The organism is Embleya sp. NBC_00896 (assembly GCF_045207785.1).
Classification (GTDB): domain Bacteria; phylum Actinomycetota; class Actinomycetes; order Streptomycetales; family Streptomycetaceae; genus Embleya.
Genome location: NZ_CP108777.1, coordinates 2725840 through 2745244, shown reverse-complemented (window position 1 = coordinate 2745244; position 19405 = coordinate 2725840). Strand labels below are relative to the sequence as shown.

Annotated in this window: 15 protein-coding genes and 1 pseudogene; 5 read left to right on the top strand and 11 right to left on the bottom strand. The window is 70.4% G+C overall.

Annotation, left to right across the window (positions count from 1 at the left end; all coding sequences use genetic code 11):
- Positions 1 to 299 precede the first annotated feature (299 nt).
- The gene (locus tag OG928_RS45780) at positions 300 to 2663 is read left to right on the top strand and encodes a phosphoketolase family protein (protein WP_331767943.1); all 2364 of its coding nucleotides are present in this window, start codon (positions 300 to 302) and stop codon (positions 2661 to 2663) included.
- 62 nt (positions 2664 to 2725) lie between these two features.
- Entirely contained in the window at positions 2726 to 5386 is a 2661-nt protein-coding gene (gene adhE, locus OG928_RS45775) for a bifunctional acetaldehyde-CoA/alcohol dehydrogenase (RefSeq protein WP_331767942.1), read from the top strand.
- Between the two features lie 605 nt (positions 5387 to 5991).
- On the opposite strand, the gene OG928_RS45770 is transcribed toward adhE, so the two are convergent.
- Both OG928_RS45770 and OG928_RS45765 read right to left on the bottom strand, forming a co-directional pair.
- Positions 5992 to 6489 (bottom strand): hypothetical protein, encoded by a 498-nt coding sequence (locus OG928_RS45770; protein ID WP_331767941.1) that lies wholly within the window; start codon positions 6487 to 6489, stop codon positions 5992 to 5994.
- Positions 6490 to 6602: 113 nt separating this feature from the next.
- On the bottom strand, positions 6603 to 7487 hold the full coding sequence (locus OG928_RS45765; RefSeq protein WP_331767940.1) for a universal stress protein: 885 nt from the start codon (positions 7485 to 7487) through the stop codon (positions 6603 to 6605).
- Between the two features lie 247 nt (positions 7488 to 7734).
- Between OG928_RS45765 and OG928_RS45760 the strand changes: the two genes are divergently transcribed.
- Both OG928_RS45760 and OG928_RS45755 read left to right on the top strand, forming a co-directional pair.
- A complete protein-coding gene (locus OG928_RS45760) occupies positions 7735 to 8262 on the top strand; it encodes a CBS domain-containing protein (protein ID WP_331767939.1) in 528 nt (175 codons plus the stop codon).
- 67 nt (positions 8263 to 8329) lie between these two features.
- On the top strand, positions 8330 to 8842 hold the full coding sequence (locus tag OG928_RS45755; RefSeq protein ID WP_331767938.1) for a universal stress protein: 513 nt from the start codon (positions 8330 to 8332) through the stop codon (positions 8840 to 8842).
- A gap of 118 nt (positions 8843 to 8960) precedes the next feature.
- On the opposite strand, the gene OG928_RS45750 is transcribed toward OG928_RS45755, so the two are convergent.
- The 8 genes and pseudogenes from OG928_RS45750 to OG928_RS45715 all read right to left on the bottom strand — a co-directional run bounded on the left by OG928_RS45750 (position 8961) and on the right by OG928_RS45715 (position 18074).
- On the bottom strand, positions 8961 to 9644 hold the full coding sequence (locus tag OG928_RS45750; RefSeq protein ID WP_331767937.1) for a pyridoxamine 5'-phosphate oxidase family protein: 684 nt from the start codon (positions 9642 to 9644) through the stop codon (positions 8961 to 8963).
- Positions 9645 to 9699: 55 nt separating this feature from the next.
- A pseudogene (locus OG928_RS45745) lies at positions 9700 to 11294 on the bottom strand (putative PEP-binding protein).
- Between the two features lie 123 nt (positions 11295 to 11417).
- A complete protein-coding gene (gap, locus tag OG928_RS45740) occupies positions 11418 to 12434 on the bottom strand; it encodes a type I glyceraldehyde-3-phosphate dehydrogenase (RefSeq protein ID WP_331767936.1) in 1017 nt (338 codons plus the stop codon).
- A gap of 48 nt (positions 12435 to 12482) precedes the next feature.
- Positions 12483 to 13526: a zinc-dependent alcohol dehydrogenase family protein gene (locus OG928_RS45735; RefSeq protein WP_331767935.1), complete on the bottom strand. Its 1044-nt coding sequence runs from the start codon at positions 13524 to 13526 to the stop codon at positions 12483 to 12485.
- A 295-nt stretch (positions 13527 to 13821) separates the two neighbouring features.
- Complete coding sequence (locus OG928_RS45730; protein WP_331767934.1) at positions 13822 to 14082, bottom strand: universal stress protein; 261 nt, start codon at positions 14080 to 14082, stop codon at positions 13822 to 13824.
- Between the two features lie 84 nt (positions 14083 to 14166).
- Positions 14167 to 14946: a pyruvate formate-lyase-activating protein gene (gene pflA / locus OG928_RS45725; RefSeq protein ID WP_406292138.1), complete on the bottom strand. Its 780-nt coding sequence runs from the start codon at positions 14944 to 14946 to the stop codon at positions 14167 to 14169.
- Positions 14947 to 14951: 5 nt separating this feature from the next.
- Entirely contained in the window at positions 14952 to 17219 is a 2268-nt protein-coding gene (gene pflB, locus OG928_RS45720) for a formate C-acetyltransferase (RefSeq protein ID WP_331767933.1), read from the bottom strand.
- 162 nt (positions 17220 to 17381) lie between these two features.
- Entirely contained in the window at positions 17382 to 18074 is a 693-nt protein-coding gene (locus OG928_RS45715) for a pyridoxamine 5'-phosphate oxidase family protein (protein ID WP_331767932.1), read from the bottom strand.
- A 350-nt stretch (positions 18075 to 18424) separates the two neighbouring features.
- Here OG928_RS45715 and OG928_RS45710 point away from each other — a divergent pair, with 350 nt between their 5' ends.
- A complete protein-coding gene (locus OG928_RS45710) occupies positions 18425 to 18781 on the top strand; it encodes a CBS domain-containing protein (RefSeq protein WP_331768338.1) in 357 nt (118 codons plus the stop codon).
- Here OG928_RS45710 and OG928_RS45705 read toward each other — a convergent pair.
- Entirely contained in the window at positions 18736 to 19398 is a 663-nt protein-coding gene (locus tag OG928_RS45705) for a response regulator transcription factor (protein WP_331767931.1), read from the bottom strand. The genes OG928_RS45710 and OG928_RS45705 overlap by 46 nt on opposite strands.
- Positions 19399 to 19405: the final 7 nt, after the last annotated feature.

Here is a 19405-nt window from a genome sequence, read left to right as displayed (position 1 = left end):
GGTGCGGCGGGCCTGTTCGACTGCGTAGTCGATCGCGGCGGTATCGCCGTCGCTCGCGACGCCCACCACGACGTCCTTGGCTACTCCCCCGGTGATCACCCTCCTCGCGAGACCACCGTTGTGCCTGATGGATACGCCCCGATGCGCATCGCGACCAGAGCCCGGAATTCAGCCTTCGGCTCACCGGCAGCGGCCCGCGACGGCCCACTGCCATAGGGCCGTTCGGCCCTTCACTCCGCGCGTGGTCGGCGCGAGCGTGGGAACGAGCGGAGTTCAGACGACGCACGAGAGGAAGCCCGATGACGATGGCGATTCCCGAGGGTCCGGACCTGACCACGGTCGACGCATGGTGGCGGGCCGCGAACTACCTCGCGGTAGGCCAGATCTACCTGAGCGGGAACCCGCTTCTGACCGAACCGCTGCGCCCCGAACACATCAAGCCGCGCCTGCTCGGGCACTGGGGCACCTCCCCCGGCCTGAACCTGATCTACGCCCACCTGAACCGGGTCGTCCGCGAACGCGGCACGCACGCCCTGCACGTCACCGGTCCCGGGCACGGCGGCCCCTCCGCGCTCGCCGCGTCGTGGCTGGACGGCACCTACAGCGAGCGCTACCCGAACGTGTCCCGGGACGCGGACGGCATGGTCGCGCTCTTCCGCCAGTTCTCCTATCCGGGCGGCGTCCCCAGCCACATCGCCCCCGGCGTGCCGGGCTCCATCCACGAGGGCGGCGAACTGGGCTACAGCCTCTCGCACGCCTTCGGCGCCGCCTTCGACAACCCCGATCTGGTCGTGGCGTGCGTGATCGGCGACGGCGAGGCCGAGACCGGGCCGCTCGCCGCGTCCTGGCACGGCAACAAGTTCCTCAGCCCCCGCACCGACGGCGCGGTGTTGCCGATCCTGCACCTGAACGGCTGGAAGATCGCCAACCCGGCGCTCCTCGCCCGCGTGCCACGCGAGGAACTGGACGCGCTGCTGACCGGCTACGGATGGCGCCCCATCCACGTCGAGGGCGACGAACCCGCCCGCGTACACGCCGCGTTCGCCACCGCGCTGGACGAGGCGCTCGAGGAGATCGACGCGCTCAAGACCACCGGGCACGGTCGCCCCCGATGGCCGATGATCGTGCTGCGCACCCCGAAGGGTTGGACCGGCCCTCGCACCATCGACGGCGTCCCGATCGAGGGCACGTGGCGCTCGCACCAGGTCCCGTTGACCGGTGTGCGCGAGAACCCCGAGCACCTGGCCCTGCTCGAGACGTGGATGCGCTCCTACCGCCCCGACGAACTCTTCGACGAGGGCGGCCGGCCCACCCCGATCGTGCTCGCCAACGTGCCCGCCGGCGACACCCGCCTGGGCGCCGTGCCCGAGGCCAACGGGGGCACCATACTGCGGGATCTGCCGCTGCCCGACCCGAACGCCTTCGCCGTCAAGGTGGTCGAACCCGGCGCGTCCTCGTCGGAGCCGACCCGGGTCCTGGGCGAGTACCTGCGCGAGGTCTTCGCCCGCACGGCGACCCGGCGCGACTTCCGCCTGTTCGGCCCGGACGAGACCGAGTCCAACCGACTCGGCGCCGTCTACGGCGCGACCGCCAAGGCCTGGCAGGAACCGATCACCGACCTCGACACCCACCTGGCACCGGACGGCCGCGTGGTGGAGATTCTCTCCGAACACACCTGCCAGGGCATGCTCGAGGGCTATCTCCTGACCGGGCGGCACGGCGTCTTCTCCTGCTACGAAGCCTTCACCCACATCGTCTCGTCCATGTTCAACCAGCACGCCAAATGGCTGCACGCCTGTCGCGAGATCGGCTGGCGCCCACCCATCGCCTCGCTCAACTACCTCCTCACCTCGCACGTCTGGCGCCAGGACCAGAACGGCTTCTCCCACCAGGACCCCGGCTTCGTCGACAACGTGATCAACAAACGACCCGAGGTCGTCCGCGTCTACCTGCCGCCGGACACCAACACCCTGCTGTCGGTGAGCGACCACGTACTGCGCAGCCGCGGCCTGGTCAACGTGATCGTCGCCGGCAAGACGCCCAACCCCGACTGGCTCACCATGGGCGAGGCCGTCCTGCACTGCACCCGCGGGGCCGGGGTCTGGGAATGGGCCTCCGACGACGAGGGCGACCCGCAGGTGGTCCTGGCCTGCGCCGGCGATGTGCCCACCCTGGAGACCCTCGCCGCCGTCGACCTGCTCCGCCGACACCTGCCCGAGCTGCGGGTGCGCGTGGTCAACGTGGTCGACCTGATGCGGCTGACCCCCGAGAGCGAACACCCGCACGGCATGCCCGACACGGAGTACGACGCGCTGTTCGGCACGGACGTTCCGGTCATCTTCGCCTACCACGGCTACCCGTGGCTGATCCACCGCCTCGCCTACCGCCGCCACAACCACGACCACCTCCACGTGCGCGGCTACAAGGAATACGGCACCACGACGACCCCGTTCGACATGGTCGTCCTCAACGACATGGACCGCTACCAACGCGTGATCGACGTGATCGACCGCGTCCCCGGCCTGGGTTCGCGCGCCGCGACCGTACGTCAGGCCATGGTCGACGCACGTACCCGGCACCACGCGTGGATCCTCGAACACGGCGAGGACATGCCCGAAGTCCGCGACTGGGTGTGGCCGACCGACACCACCGATCGGCATTGATCCGGCCGCAGCCGATGTGACCGCCTGTCGCCCACCCCCACACGACAAAGAGGACAGTTGCCATGAGCAGTCGCACCGAGACCGTCTTACTCGTCCCGACCGCGGACACGGGTCCCTCCGACATCGACACCGCGGTGGACATCCTTGTCGCCGATGCCGCCAACGCACTCGCCGCCTACGACGCGTTCACCCAGGAGCAGGTCGACCACATCGTCAAGAAGGCGTCCGTCGCCGCCCTGGACCAGCACACCCGACTGGCCCGCGAGGCGGTCGAGGAGACCGGCCGAGGCGTCTTCGAGGACAAGGCGGCGAAGAACATGTTCGCCTGCGAATACACCACCGACAGCATGCGGAGTCTCAAGACGGTCGGCGTCGTGGCTCGCGACGAGATCACCGGCATGATCGAGGTCGCCGAACCGGTCGGCGTCGTGTGCGCGGTCACGCCGGTCACCAATCCCACCGCAACGGTCGTCTTCAAGGCGTTGATCGCCCTCAAGAGCCGCAACCCGGTCGTCTTCGCCTTCCACCCCTCGGCCCAGCGGTGCAGCGCCTCGGCGGCACGGGTGGTGCGCGACGCGGCGGTCGCCGCGGGCGCGCCCGAGCACTGCGTGCAGTGGATCGAGACCCCCTCGATCGAGGCGACCACCGCGCTCATGCGTCACCCCGGCGTCGCACTGATCCTGGCAACCGGCGGCGAAGGCATGGTCAAGGCGGCCTACTCGGCGGGCAAACCGGCCCTGGGGGTGGGTGCGGGCAACGTACCCGCCTACGTCGACAGCGACGCGGACCTGCGCCGGGCGGTCAACGACGTCGTGCTGTCCAAGTCGTTCGACAACGGCATGATCTGCGCCTCCGAACAGGCCGTGATCCTGCACACCGACATCCACGATGCCGCCCTGTCCGAATTCGCCTCCCTGGGCGCCCACTTGGCCACCGAGGACGAGAAGCACAAGCTGGAGACCTACCTCTTCGGCGCCGGCGCGGGGCCCGGTCGCGAACCACGCGTCAATCCCGAGGCCGTGGGCCGGAGCCCGATGTGGATCGCCGCCCAGGCGGGGTTCACGGTGTCCGCGGACACCACCGTGATCCTGGTCCACGCCGACCGAGTGGGCCCGCAGGAGCCCCTCACCCGCGAGAAGTTGTGCCCCGTCCTGGCCGTTCTGCGCGCGGACTCGCGCGAGCAGGGGTTCGCGCTCGCCGCCGACATGGTCGCCTTCCACGGCATGGGACACAGCGCCGTCATCCACACGAGCGATCCCGCCGTGGCCGAGGACTACGGGCGGCACATGAAGACGGCCCGCATCATCGTCAACGCGCCCTCGTCCCAGGGAGCCATCGGCGGTATCTACACGGGCCTGTTGCCCTCGCTGACTTTGGGCTGTGGATCCTGGGGCGGCACTTCGACGTCCAACAACGTCTCGGCGGTCAACCTGTTGAACGTCAAACGGGTGAGCACCCGCCGCAACAACATGCAGTGGTTCAAGATCCCGCCCAGGATCTACTTCGAACCGCATGCGATCCGCTACCTGGCCGAGATGCCGCACGTGCATCGGGTGACCATCGTCACCGACGCGACCATGACGCGCCTGGGTTACGTCGACCGCATCCGCCGGGTACTGCACTCCCGCGAACTCCCGGTCACGATACAGACCATCGACGACGTGCTGCCCGAGCCGAGCATCGACTCGGTACGGCGCGGCGCAGACCTCATGCGGACATTCCGCCCGGATACCATCGTCGCCCTGGGCGGCGGCTCGCCCATGGACGCCGCCAAGGTCATGTGGCTGCTGTACGAACAGCCCGACGTCGACTTCTCCGACATGCGGCAGAAGTTCCTAGACATCCGCAAGCGCGCCTTCCGCTTTCCCGTCCTGGGCGAACAGGCCCGACTGGTGTGCGTACCGACCACGTCCGGCACCGGCGCCGAGGTCACACCGTTCGCCGTGATCACCGACTCCGTGACCGGCAAGAAGTACCCGCTCGCCGACTACGCCCTCACCCCGAGCGTGGCCATCGTGGACCCGCTGCTGGCCGCGGAACTGCCGCCCGCGCCGGCCGCGGACAGCGGGATGGACACCCTCACCCACGCCATCGAGGCATACGTCTCGGTCTACGCCAACGACTTCACCGACGGCCTCGCGCTGCACGCCATCCGGCTGGTCTTCGACAATCTCGAACCCGCCGTCACCGACCGGCAAGCCAGTCCCGAAGCGCGCGAGAAGATGCACAACGCGGGCACCATCGCGGGGATGGCCTTCGGCAACGCCTTCCTCGGCATCGTGCACGCCATGTCCCACACCCTGGGCGCCACCTTCCACATCGCCCACGGGCGCACGAACGCCGTCCTGCTGCCCCACGTGATCCGCTACAACGGCAGTCCGCCCGGCAAACTCGCCGGCTGGCCCAAGTACGAGCGCTACCAGGCGCCCGAGCGCTTCCAGGACATCGCCCGCACGCTCGATCTCCCCGCCGGCACCCCCGCCGAAGGAGTGCGCTCCCTGGCCGCCGCGGTCGAGCGGCTCAGGGATCGAGTCGGCATCGAACCGTCCTTCCGGGACCTGGGCGTCGACGAGCGAGCATTCCTGGACGCGTTGCCCGGGCAGGCGCTCAACGCCTACGAGGACCAATGCGCCCCGGCGAACCCGCGGATGGCCATGCTCGACGACATGATCGCCATCATGCGCGACGCCTACTACGGCCCCGCCGCCGCCCCGACACGGTGAGCGACCGGTGGCGAGCCGCTCGGATGGGTCACGGACCGTAGCGGAGCCGCGGGCCGGGGACGCGATCGGCTTCCGCCTTCATCCGATCCGAGGACTGCCGGAACCCGTACGGTCGCGGCCTCGCCCGCCCTCTCCAGAGCCTCGCGCAGGAGCTCGGTGGGCGAATGGGGCCTGTCGGGCCACTCGCTCGGGTCCATGAGTTGGGCCGCGACCCGGGGTGATACCTGCGGCGGCACCACGAGAAGTTCCCTGAAGGGGGCGATCAGCGAGAAGTGTTCGATCCGGCGAGGGTCCTGGCCGGCCACGATTCCCCCACCGCACGACGCGGTCGAGCCCGGCGATCCGGAACGGCCGAGGCTCTTGGGGCCACAGGCTCCGGTCGAGCGTCGCGCGCGAATACCATGGGATCGTGATGGATCCGGGCCAGGACCCGCGCCAAATCGTGGCCGGTGACGATTCCGAGCGGCACGGACGATGGAATTGGTTCCGGCCTTGGCGGTGATGCCCGCGCGGTACGGCGGGCACATGGACGAGGACGACGGCTGGATGTGGGTCTGATCCGCGCTCCCGGTCGCCGGGGCATCGAACACGTGGTCCATGTGGGCTCAATGCTCGATGCGGCCGCTCCAGGTCGGCTCCACCGACGCCCAGTCCCGCTCCCAGGCGCGCGCACGACGACGGGAGATCAGCAACCACTCCACGCCGTAGGTCCCCGCCATCACCACGAGCGACCCGGCGAATGCCATCATCCCCGCGACGATCTCGTCGACGACGATCGCGGTGTGGGTCAGCGGCGGGTCTGTCGGGCGACCCGCGGCGTCGAGCCAGATGTGGATGGTGTCGCCCTCGGATGTGCCGAGGGGCACCCGGGCGGTGCCGGTTTGCGTGACGCCGTCGGTCGCGACCCATCGCACGCTCGCCGCCACCGTCTCGGCGCCGGGCGCGGCCATCTGGGGCGGCTTGGCGGTCAGCACGGCGGGAACCCGTTGTTCTTCGGCGAGTTGGCGATTCCGCGTCGCCTCGCCGGAAGTCGCGCTCGCGTCGACGGCCATCACGATCGCCAGCGGTACCACGAACAGCGTCAGGAGCGTCAGCAAAAGCATCGAACGGACGTGCACGACATCACAGCGCCGGTACATCGGCTCGCGCCCGACGAGTGCTCGGACCCATCGCCGTAGTCCTTCGTGCCTGCGCCGCGGTCGCGGCGTCGCCGTGTTCATGGCCCTGCGACGGGTATCGGCACGACGGCCACCGGACAGGACGCGTGGTGAAGCACCGCGTGGGTGGTGGGGCCCAGGCGCATCGGGAAGGGTCCGTGCGCCCGGTGGGCGGCGACCACCAGCAGATCCGCGTGCGCGGAGACACCGATCAGGGCGTAGGCGGGGGTACCGGTCGTGACGATCGCCTCGATCTGGACATCCGGTGTCCGTGCCCGGATCGGGTCCAGGATTTCGGCCAGGAGGTGGTCGTGGGTTGCCGCCATGTCCAGCGGGTCCCCGAGCAGCGGCGCGACCACGCCGGGAAAGTAGCCGGCCATCGCGAGTGTCCACACGTGAACGGGGACCACCCTGCCGCCGATGCGGCGAGCCCGCTCGACGGCGAACTCGACCGCGGGCGCGTCGCTGCGATCGGCGATGCCCACGACGACGCTCGGGGTGTCCACGTCGTCGGCCGCCTCGGGTACGACCACCACGGGGCAGGTCGTGTGCGCGCACACGCGCAGGGACACCGATCCGAGCAGCAGCCCGGCGAAGCCGCCGAGGCCTCGGCTCCCGACCACGATCAGCTCGGCCCGTCCGCTCGCCTCCAGGATCGCATCCGCCGCCGGCCCCTCGACCAGCGATGTCTCGACCGCCAGATGCGGGTGGGCGGCGCGGCTGCGGTCCGCCGCCCGCTCCAGCAGGGCGCGGGCGCCTTCACGAACCTCCTGCGAGTGACCGTGCCGGCCGAGAGCGGCGACGGGAATGGCCATGGCCAGGTACAGCGGCGTTTTCGCGTCGGCGGCGGCGTGGGCGCCCCAGGCGAGCGCGCGTTCTCCGCCGGGTGAGCCGTCGTAGCCGACCAGGACGCCGAGGCCGGGAAGGTGGGTTCCGGTGCTCATGAGCTTGTCCAATCGTCGCGTGCCGACGGCTCGGGCGGCGGGGCCGGAACTGCGAGACCCGATCGACCCCTCACCCTCAGCGTGCTCGCACTCCATCGGCGGGCACAGGGCCGCCCAGACCCGGGGCCCGGGACCTTCGGCCCGGCCCACCACCCCCACCGGCCCTGTGTCCGGGGCTGCCGAGGTTCGATGGTGGAGACAGGGTGGACCGCGATTGCGAACCCCGGACAAACAGGAGGCGAGCGCGATGGGGACGAGCAGCGAGACCGCCCCGGGCGGTTCCACCACACAGGCGAACGCGTCGGCGGGTGAGCGGAGCGTGGCCGACGTGATGAGCACGGCGTTGCTGACCGTCGCGGGCGACGAGTCCCTGTTGATGGCCTGGGAGCTCATCCAGCGGACCGGGTTCCACCACCTTCCCGTCGTGGACGAGGACGGGCGCAGCGTGGGGCTGCTGGAGCGGGGCGAACTCGCGGTGGCGTGTGCTCTTCCGGCCATCTCGCTCGCCGAGCGCTACGTGGGCGATCTGCTGTCCGGCGGTGTTCAGCCGCACGTGCCGACCTCCGCCCGGCTGGCCGAGGTTGCAGAGGTCATGACCGACCACGCGGTCGACGCGGTCGTGGTCACGAACGACAACGACGCCATGGTCGGGCTGGTGACGGCCCGGGATCTGGTCTCGGCGCTCGCCGGACGCAAGCCCGCACACGGCCCCAGCGACCGCGGGCCGGTGCTCTTCCGACTGGAACCGGTGCTTCCCCCGGAGCGCCACACCTGATCGGCATTGCCCGAACGTTCGCCGTTCGGCACTCGATGGCGACCACGACCACACGAAGGAGTTCGACATGGAATCCCTCGGCACCCGCTTCGACCCGGAAACGAATGCCGGCTCTCCTCGGCAGGGCACCGTCCCCGCAGACGAGATCACCGACAACCGGCGGCAGGGCCGGATCGTGGTGGGCTTGGACGGCTCCTTCGGATCCGCCGTCGCCTTGCGCTGGGCCGCCCGGGAGGCCGCCGAACTCGGCGTGGTCCTGGACGTGGTCGCGGTCTGGAGGGACGCCGATCCCGAGCGCCCGACCCTGGACCGGCCCGATGCCCCCTTGTCGGTGGCCCGCGAGCGGCTGGAGCACGCCCTGGCGAGCCTGGTGCGGGCCCCGATCCCGCCGGAGCGGATCGTGGCGACTCCGCTGCACGGCGCAGCGGGCGAGGTTCTGGTGGCCCGCGCACGGGACGCCCGGTTGCTCGTGCTGGGTACCAGCGGCATCGAGTGCCCCACGATCCCGGGGCCCACCGGCGTGTACTGCCTGCGCCACAGCGCCACCCCGGTGGTGTTCGTCCCCGCGCCGGAAGCCTGACCCCCACACACCGCCGAATGCCCGACCACCCCGAGCCTGATCAACAGGCTCGGGGTGGTCGGGCATTCGGCGGTGGCATTCACCGCAGGCGAAGCGTCGAGCGCTCCCTGCGGGGCGATCACCGCCGGCTCGGGCGTGGACGCAGCCGGCGGCCGGTCACGCGTCCGGGGTGGATGCGGAACCACAGTTCGCCGTGCCGGGCGGGCCAGGCATCGCGTCCGGCTTCTTTGAGCCTGGCGATTTCGACGGGGTCGGTGACGGGCTCGGCCACGCCGATCACCAGGACGCTCCAACCCAGTCGGGCGTACCGGTCCACGTCGTCGACTTCGAAGGCCACCGTTCCGCGAACGTGGGCGAGTGGGGAGCCGGGGCGGGTGGTGAAGACGATGTCCCTGCCATCCGACATGTAGTTGACGGGAAGAACCCACGGCACGTGCTCCATGCCGCCGGCGAGGCGGCCGACCTCGTGGGTGGCGAGGCGGGCACGGCACTCGTTCTCGCTCATCCGAATCAGGCTGCGGACATCCGGGACACTCGGGTTGTCCCGGATGGTCCGCTGCGTACCGAAGGTGCCGGACATGAGGGCGGTGACGCTGGTCTCCAGGGCCACCGCCAGGCCGCCGAGGGCGGCTCGGGACAACGGGGCGTCTCCGGCCTCGAGTTCCACGAGCCACTTGAGGGGCAGTCCTGCCCGGGCGCAGACGTCCGCCCGGGTCAGGCCCAGTTGTTCGCGTCGGGTGCGGATGTTGCGGGGAATGTCGACCATGTCGGGAAGGCGGGTACCGGCCGTCTCGTTGTCCATCGGATCCTCCTTCTCGACGGGCCGTTCCGCCCACGCGCACGGTCCTGGGTGTCGCTCAGTCCCGGTCGGGTTCCGTGCGCGTGGGCTCGTCGGGGTTGATGTCGTGCGCCGCGATGGCGGCCCGGGCGGCTTCCAGGCGGGCGCCGGGGAGGCGGTAGGGCGAGCAGGAGACGTAGTCGACGCCGCAGTCGTGGAAGAAGTGGATCGAGTCGGGGTCGCCCGCGTGTTCTCCGCACACCCCGATGCGCAGGTTCGGTGTGGTCGCACGGCCCTGGTCGACGCCGATTCGGACCAGTCGCCCGACGCCGTCACGGTCGATGGTCTCGAACGGGGAGACGGAGAGAATGCCCTGTTCCAGGTAGGCGGCGAGGAAGGAAGCCTCGGCGTCGTCGCGGGAGAGACCCCACGTGGTCTGGGTCAGGTCGTTGGTGCCGAACGAGAAAAAGTCCGCCGAGCGGGCGATCTCGCCCGCGGTCAGTGCGGCTCTGGGCAGTTCGATCATGGTGCCGATCGGGCAGTTCACGTCGATGCCGGTGCGGGCGCGGATCTCGGCGAGCACGCGTTCGACCTCGGTGCGGACGATGCGCAGTTCCGCCTCGGTGGCCACGAGCGGGATCATGATCTCCGCACGAGGATCGCCGCCGGCGCGCACGCGGGCGACGACGGCCTCGGCGACCGCGCGGACCTGGGTGGCGATCAGGCCGGGTACCGCGAGCGCGAGGCGTACGCCGCGCAGGCCCAGCATCGGGTTCTCCTCGTGGAGCAGCTCGCCCGCTTCGTGCAGGCGCAGGTCGCGGGGATTCGGCGGCTGTCCCAGGGCCTGTGCGCGAGCGATCCGGACGGCCGATTCGGTGTGGTCGGGCAGGAATTCGTGCAGGGGTGGGTCGATCAGGCGGATGGTGACCGGCAGTCCGTCCATCGCGGCCAGGATGCGGATGAAGTCCTCGCGCTGGAGCGGGAGCAGCGCCGCCAGGGCGGCGTCGCGTTCGGCGTCGGTGCGGGCGAGGATCATGTCCTCGACCAGCCGGCGACGGGCACCCAGAGATCGTCCGGGATGTGCTCGCGCCGCCGATAGACCGAGGCGCGTTCCCCGTTCCACGACTCGAACACGGCCACCACGGCGCGCCGCAGTTGCTCACGCGCGTCCTGCGGGAATTCCTCGCCGGTCACCTCCCGGATGATCCCCTGGAATTCCCGCACGGTCTCGGCGAGTTGGCGCGTTTCGAGGCCCAGGTCGTCGCCGGCGCCGACCTGTCGCCTACGTCGGGTCAACACGTCCTCGAAACGGGCGGCGTCGATGCCGAGGACGGTGGCGCCGTACATCTGGACCAGGCGCCGGTAGGAGTCCCAGGCGAAGCGCTCGCGGCCGGTGGCCTTGGCGAGGCCGAGCACCGAGGCGTCGTTGAGTCCGACGTCGAGGATGGTGTCCATCATTCCGGGCATCGAGAAGCGTGCGCCCGAGCGCACCGACACCAGGAGCGGGTCGTCGGCGTGGCCCAGTCGCCGCCCCATGACCTGCTCCAGGCGTGCGAGGTGGGCGGTGATCTCGTCCTCCAGTCCCCCGGGGACGTTCCCGGTGCGCAGGAAGGCCCGGCACGCGTTCGTGCCCACCGTGAAGCCGGGCGGGACCGGGAGCCCGAGACGGGTCATCTCGGCGAGGTTGGCGCCCTTGCCGCCGAGCAACCCGGCCTGTTCACGGGAGCCTTCGGTGAAGTTGTACACGTACACGGTGGTCATGTCCGGCCTTCCTGCGGGTTCGTGTGACGTGACGGGTCAGAGACGGCGGGCGACGTACTCGGTCAGGTCGAGCAGGCGGTTGGTGTAGCCCCATTCGTTGTCGTACCAGCCGAAGACCTTGACCAAGTCGCCGTTGACCTGCGTGAGTTCGGCGTCGACGACGCACGAGTGCGGATCGCCGATCACGTCCCGGGAGACGATCGGCACGTGCGAGACCCGCAGGATGCCGCGCAGCGGGCCCTCGGATGCGGCCTCGAAAGCCGCGTTGATGCCGGCGGCGTCGGTTTCGTCGCGCAGGATCAGGGTCAGGTCGGTGAGCGAGCCGTCCTCAACGGGAACCCGGACCGAGATGCCGTCCAGCGCGCCGTCGAGCTCGGGCAGCACGAGCCCTACGGAGCGGGCCGCGCCGGTGCTGGTCGGGATCATGCTGAGCGCGGCGGAACGGGCCCGGCGCAGGTCCTTGTGGGGTGCGTCGAGCAGGGATTGGTCGTTGGTGTAGCCGTGGATGGTGGTCATCAGGCCGCGTTCGATCCCGAAGGCGTCGTGCAGCACCTTGACCATCGGCACGACGCAGTTGGTGGTGCAGGAGGCGGCGGAGAGCACATGGTCGGTATCCGGGTCGTAGTCGCCCTCGTTGACGCCCATCACGATCGTGGCGTCGACACCGCGACCCGGAGCGGACAGCAGCACCTTGGCGGCGCCGGACTTCAGGTGGGTCGCGGCGTCCTCGCGGCTGCGGAAGCGGCCGGTGGCCTCGATCACGATGTCGACGCCCGCCGTGTCCCAGGCCAGGGCGGCCGGGTCGCGGTGGGCGGTGACGGCGATGGGGACGCCGTCGACGACGATCGTGTCACCGTCGGCCTCGACCGAGCGGGCCAGAATGCCGTAGGTGGAGTCGTACTGAAGCAGGTGGGCGAGCGTGGCGGCGGGGGCAATGTCGTTGACCGCCACCACCTCCACGGGCGTGGTGCCGTCGTCGACACGGCCCAGGACGGCGCGCAGGTAGTTGCGGCCGATGCGGCCGAAGCCGTTGATTCCCACTCGTACGGTCATCGCGGGATCCTCCTCGGATCTCGTGGAACACGGCTGGGGCGGGGTGCTTCAGCGGCGGAAGAGGGCGACCTTGAGCGCGCCGGTCTCCCCCGCGCGGGAGAAGGTGTCGTAGGCGCCGAGCATCTCGTCGAGGTCGAACCGGTGGGTGATCATCCCTTCCGTACCGAGTCGGCCCTCGGCGAGCAGGTCCAGGAGCAGCGGTGTGCTGGTGGTGTCGACCAGGCCGGTGGTGATGGTGAGGTTGCGGATCCACAGGTCTTCGAGGTGCAGGGTGGCCGGTTTCCCGTGCACGCCGACGTTGGCGACGTGTCCGCCGGCGCGGACCAGGCGGGTGCACAGTTCGAAGGACTCGGGCACGCCGACGGCCTCGATGGCCACGTGCGCGGCCTGTCCGTCGACGGTGAGCGAGCACAGGGCATCGTGCGTGGCTTCGGGAAGGTCGAGCACGACGTCGGCACCGAACCGCTCGGCCGCGTCACGGCGTGCGGGCGAGGGGTCGACGGCGACGATGCGTGAGGGGGCGAAGAGGCGGGCGGTGGTGATGGCGGCCAGTCCGATGGGGCCTGCTCCCACGACGACCACGGTGTCGCCGGGGCGTACGTGCCCGTTGCGGACGCCGACCTCGTAGGAGGTGGGCAGGATGTCGGCGAGCATCAGGGCCTCCTCGTCGCCGACGACCTCCGGGAGCTTGTACAGCGAGGTGTCCGCGAAGGGCACCCGGACGTATTCGGCCTGGGTACCGTCGACCAGATGTCCGAGCACCCACCCTCCGCCTCCGAAGCACTGACCGTAGGCGCCGGTGCGGCAGTTGCGGCAGCGCCCGCACGAGGAGATGCACGAGACGAGCACGCGGTCGCCGGGAGTGAAGTCGCGTACGCCGGGCCCGACTTCGGTGATCGTGCCGACGGCCTCGTGGCCGAGGATCCGGCCCGGTTCGACCTCGGGCACGTCGCCCTTGAGGATGTGCAGGTCGGTGCCGCAGATGGTGACGGCGTCCACGCGAACCACCGCGTCCTGGGGGTCGCGGACGGTGGGGGTGGGCACGTCCTCCCACCGGTGGTTTCCGGCGCCGTGGTAGGTCAGGGCCTTCATGGCGTCCACCTTTCCGAAGGTCAGCGGCAACGCTTACGCCCCCAGCGTCACCCGCCGAGAGATGTCGCCGTAGGGCCGAGTGGCCTGGACGAACGGGCCGAGTGACACACCTCGTGGACTGCGGAGATTCCCTCGTCGCACGGAACGTCGGGCGTCGCAGGGTCGTCTACACCTCGACCTCCGGCCATCCTTCTGCGCTGTCCCAGTCGACGCAGCCGATCGAGCCGTCGATGATGCGCAGTGCCTCGTCGATCGGAGTTCGTCCTCGCAGTCCGGCAGGGTGAGTTGGCAACCGTCACAGGAGGCGAACTTCCAGACGGCGAGTTCCGCGTCGGCGACACGCTCGCGGGCGGCGGTCCGGGTGACCTGGGGTGCGGGCCACCAGGACCGGGCAGGTCGCCCGGCCTGCGAGGGCCAGGCTCACCGATCCCAGGAGCATCCCGGTGAATCCGCCGTGCCCACGACCGCCCACGACCAACAGGTCGGCTCGCTTGGCCGTCTCCAGCAGGGCCTCCGACGGGGGAAAGCTCCCGCACGGGACCTCGGGCGCCGCCATGCCTCCCCCGGGAGTTCTGCGGTGGTGGAGGACGGGTCACGCTCGCGGACGGCTCGGTGTGAGCGATCCCGCTCCCGCTTGCGCTCAATGGGCCCGCAGTCCGTGCGCGCGGAACTGCGCGCGGACGCGATCGACGAGTTCGGCCGTCGGCGGCGGTGTGTCCCGCAGGGGGAAGACGATGCCGAGTTCGTCGTACTTGGCGGCGCCGAGTTTGTGGAAGGGCAGCACGTCCACGCGTTCGACATTGCCCAGCCCCGCGGCGAACGCGGCCAACGTGTCGATCATCGCGGCGTTCTCGGTCAACTCCGGAACGAGGACGAAGCGCAACCACACCGGGATGTCGGTGGTGGCGAGCCGGCGGGCGAACGCGAGGGTGGGTTCGAGTTCGCGTCCGGTGAGTCGGCGGTAGGCGATCGGGTCGAAGGACTTGATGTCGAGCAGGACCAGGTCGGTGGCGGCCAACAGTCGATCACCGGCCCGGGCGCCGAGGAATCCCGACGTGTCCAGGGCGGTGTGCAGGCCCAGCTCGCGGCATCGCCTCAGCACCGTTTCGACGAAGGGCGCCTGGAGCAGCGGTTCGCCTCCGGTGACGGTTACTCCCCCGCCGGTCGCGAGCAGGAAGTCGCGGCAGGCCGTGATCTTTCCCATCACCTCCTCGATGTCGGTCCGCCGGCCGTCGCGCAGGTGCCAGGTGTCGGGGTTGGAGCAATACAGGCAGCGCAGCGGGCAGCCGTTCAGGAAGAGCACGAAGCGGGTCCCGGGTCCGTCCACGCCGGTGGACATGTCCCACGAGTGCACCATGCCGATGTGGCCGTCGTTGCGGGGGTGGGCTGCGTGCAGGAGGGGGTCCGGGTCCTGTCGCATCGTGCTCACCTGGTCTCGTGAAACGTGCGGCTGATCACGTCGAGTTGTTGCTCGCGCGTCAGGCGGGTGAAGCGCACGGCGTATCCGGAGACGCGGATGGTCAGGTCCGGGTAGCGGTCCGGGTGTTCCATGGCGTCCGCGAGTGTGGCCCGGTCCAGGACGTTGACGTTCATGTGGAAGCCGCCGGACGCGATGTAGCCGTCGAGGAGGCCGACGAGGTTGTCGGCGCGCTCGGTGGGGTCGTGGCCGAGTCCTTCCGGCGTCACCGTCGAGGTCAGTGAGATGCCGTCGCGGGCCAGGTCGTAGGGGATCTTGGCGACCGACAGCGCGGAGGCGGCCATGCCGTGCCGGTCGCGGCCGTTCATCGGGTTGGCGCCGGGGGCGAACGGCGTGCCGGCGCGGCGGCCGTCGGGGGTGTTGCCGGTGTGCTTGCCGTAGACCACGTTGGAGGTGATGGTCAGCACCGACAGCGTGTGTTCGGCGTCGCGGTAGGTGGGGTGGCGGCGCAGTTTGGCCAGGAACGAGCGCACCAGGTCGACGGCGATCACATCGGCGCGGTCGTCGTTGTTGCCGAACGCGGGGTACTCGCCCAGGACGCGGTAGTCGACCGCCAGTTGCGTGTCGGGGTCGCGGATCACCTCGACGCCGGCGTACCGGATTGCGGAGAGGCTGTCGGTGACCACCGAGAGGCCGGCGATGCCGCAGGCCATGGTGCGGTGGACGGGGTGGTCGTGCAGCGCCATCTCCAGGCGCTCGTAGGCGTACTTGTCGTGCATGTGGTGGATGATGTTGAGCGCGTCCACGTAGGTGCCCGCCAGCCAGTCCAGGACGTTGTCGAACGCCGCGTCCAGTTCCGCCGCGTCGAGTCGATCCCCGGTCAGCGGGTGGGATTTCGGGCCGACCTGTTCGCCGGTGATCTCGTCCCGGCCGCCGTTGATGGCGTACAGCAGGGCCTTGGCGAGGTTGATCCGGGCTCCGAAGAACTGCATGTCCTTGCCGACGGCCATCGCCGAGACGCAGCATGCGATCGCGGTGTCGTCACCGGTGCGCGGGCGCATCAGGTCGTCGGATTCGTACTGGATCGAACTGGTGTCGATCGAGACCCGGGCGCAGTACCGCTTGAAGCCGCGCGGCAGCCGGGGCGACCACAGCACGGTCAGGTTCGGTTCGGGCGCCGGGCCGAGGTTGTAGAGGGTCCGCAGGTAGCGGAAGGAGGTGCGGGTGACCAGGGGGCGCCCGTCGGTGCCGATGCCACCAAGGGATTCGGTGACCCAGGTGGGGTCGCCGGAGAAGAGCGCGTCGTATTCGGGGGTGCGCAGGAAGCGGATGATCCGCAGTTTGATCACGAAGTCGTCGATCAGCTCCTGGGCGCGGCTCTCGTCGATGCGGCCCTCGCGCAGGTCACGCTCGAGGTAGACGTCCAGGAACGTGGAGGTGCGGCCGAGCGACATCGCGGCGCCGTTTTGTTCCTTGGTCGCGGCCAGGTAGGCCAGGTACAGCCACTGCACGGCCTCGTGCGCGGTGGCCGCCGGTCGCGAGACGTCGCAGCCGTAGGTCGCGGCCATCTCCTTGAGTTCGCCCAGGGCCCGTGCCTGCTCGGCGAGTTCCTCGCGGTCGCGGATCACCTCGGCGGTGGCGGGCAGCGGGTCCAGCGCGGCGCGGTCGGCGTGCTTGGCCTCGATCAGGCGGTCGGTGCCATACAGGGCCACCCTCCGGTAGTCGCCGATGATGCGTCCGCGGCCGTAGGCGTCCGGGAGCCCGGTGATCAGTCCGGCGCGGCGGGCCCGCAGGATCTGCGGGGTGTAGGCGTCGAAGACGGCGTCGTTGTGGGTCTTGCGGTGGGTGGCGAACACCGCGCGCACGAACGGGTCCACCTCGTAGCCGTAGGCGCGCAGCCCGGCCTCGACCATGCGCAGTCCGCCGTTGGGCATGATCGCCCGCTTGAGCGGGGCGTCGGTCTGCAGGCCGACGATCAGCTCCCGATCGCGCTCGATCCACCCGGGGGCGTGCGAGGTGATCGTCGAGGGAATCGCGGCGTCCACGTCCAGCACGCCCTTGCGGCGCTCCTCGGGGAACAGCGCGGACACCTTGGCCCAGACCGCCCGGGTGCGGGGGGTGGCGTCGCTCAGGAAGTCCGCGTCGCCGGTGTAGGGCGTGTGATTGGTCTGGATGAAGTCGCGCACGTCGATGGTGTCGTTCCACCTCCCGGGGCGGAAGTCCCTCCAGGGAGCGCGGTCGGTCCGGGTCTCGGACGCGGCGTCGATGGTGGTCATGGTGGCCTTTCGGTTGACGGGGTCGACCCGGTCTGTTCACCTCCAACGCTCGTCGCCCACCGGCGGGCCGTACAGGGTCCAACGGCCCTGGGGCGGGCGCCGGTCGGGCCGGCGGCACGGCGTCGGTGCGGTTGCCGGGTTGTGTTCTCGGCGGTGCGCGGCTCAGTCCCGGTCCAGGCGCGGGCGCAGGCGGCGGCCGGTGACGGCACTCGCGTGGATCCTGGTCCAGACCTCGCGCGTGCCCTCCGACCAGGTCCGGGTCCGGGTCGCCGCGAGGCGGGCCGTCTCGGTCGGGTCGGTCACGTGTTCGGCGTCGCCGATCACCAGCACGCTCCATCCCAGCCGGGCCATGCGGATCAGCTCGTCCACCTCGAAGGCCACGCGACCGACCACCTCGGCGGGGCGGGTGCCCGCGACGCTGCGAAAGACCACGTCTCCTCGGTCGATCAGGTAGTCGACCGGCAGCACGAACGGTTCCCGGCTCATCGCGGGGGCGACCCGGCCGACGTCGTGCAGGAGCAGGCGGGCGCGGCACTCCTCCCGCGTCATCACGACCAGTTCCCGGATGTCGGGCGCGGGTGCGGCCCGCGCCGCGGGTGCGTGGTTCGGCGGCACCTCGACGGCGCCGCTCAACAGCCGTTCGACGCTGGTGTCCAGGACGCGGGCGACACTCGTGAGCGCGGCGTGGGACACCGGGGCCGATCCCTCCTCCATGCCTTCGAGCCATGTCACCGGCAGGTCCGCGCGGCGCGCGAGTTGCCGGACGGTGAGCCCGAGGCTGCGGCTGCGCGAGCGCACGCCGACCGCGAGGGCGAGGTGGTCGGAGCGGGCTGTTCCCGCTGTGTGGTCGTGCATGGGTGGTACCTCCGTCGGTGGGGGCGGCGTACTTCACCCGACGGTCCCGCGGGGCGCAGCAGAACGGACAGGGCCGTTGGACCCACCGAAGGACGAAAGTCTCCTGCCATCACGGCGGTTGCGTGCGAGAACGCCCATCGTCACCGACGATCGGTCATCGGCATTCGGCGGTAGAGCGTCACGGGTGTGCACGGCCACGCGCGGGTGGCGAGCTTCGAGTCGAGGCAGGCCCGGCCGTGTGGGGAGGTCCTCGCGGGGTCCTCCGACGAGGAGTGCACCGCACGGGGGTTGATACGTCGCCGGTGGTCACCGTGACGCCCGCGGACGGTACCGCGTGGGCGGCTCGGCTGATGGATCGCCACCACGTCAAGCGCCTGCCGATGGTGGACCGATCCGGGCGACTGGTGGGCATCGTCAGTCGTGGAGATCTCCTGGCCGCCCTGGTCCGCTCGGACGCGGACATCCGCGCGGAGATCGAACAGGACGTGCTGGGCGAGGCGTTGTGCGGTTGTGCGCCTCCGTCGACGGCGTCGAGCGCGTCACTCACACGCTCACGCATCCGGCCGGCGCCGCGCGCCCGGGGTCGGCGCGCTGATGCCGACGTCCCCACAGGGGTGTGGGGACGTCGGGGCGTCGGCGAAGCGAGGCGGGTCCGTCGTTTTCAGGTTCGGTGTCGCTCGGTGTCCTGGTGCAATTCGGTCGCGTAGACGGCGGCTTGGACGCGTCGCTCCAGGCCGAGCTTGTTCAGTACCGCGGAGACGTAGTTCTTGACGGTCTTTTCCGCCAGGCCGAGGCTTTCGGCGATCTCGCGGTTGGTCTGGCCCTGTGCGATGTGCTCGAGGACCTGTTGCTCGCGCTCGCTGAGTCCGGTGGGGCCGGGTTCGGCCACCGGTCCCCTACGTACGCGTTCCAGGACGCGGGTGGTCACCGCGGGGTCCAGCAGGGATTGGCCGGCGGCCACCGCGCGCACGGCCGCGATCAGGTCCTGTCCGCGGACCTGCTTGAGCACGTATCCCGCCGCCCCGGCCATGATCGCCGCGAACAGCGCGTCCTCGTCGTCGTAGGAGGTCAGGATCAGCGCGTTGATCTCGGGAAAGCGCGAGCGCACCTCGCGGCACACGTCGATGCCGCTGCCGTCGGGCAGGCGTCCGTCCAGGATCGCGACGTCCGGGCGCAGGGCGGGGATGCGCCGCGTGGCCTCTTCGGCGGAACCCGACTCGCCCACGATCTCGATGTCGGGTTCGGCGCCGAGCAGGTCGGCGAGGCCTCTGCGGACCACCTCGTGGTCGTCGAGCAGGAACACGCGGATGGGCGGTGTCGACACGGCCCTC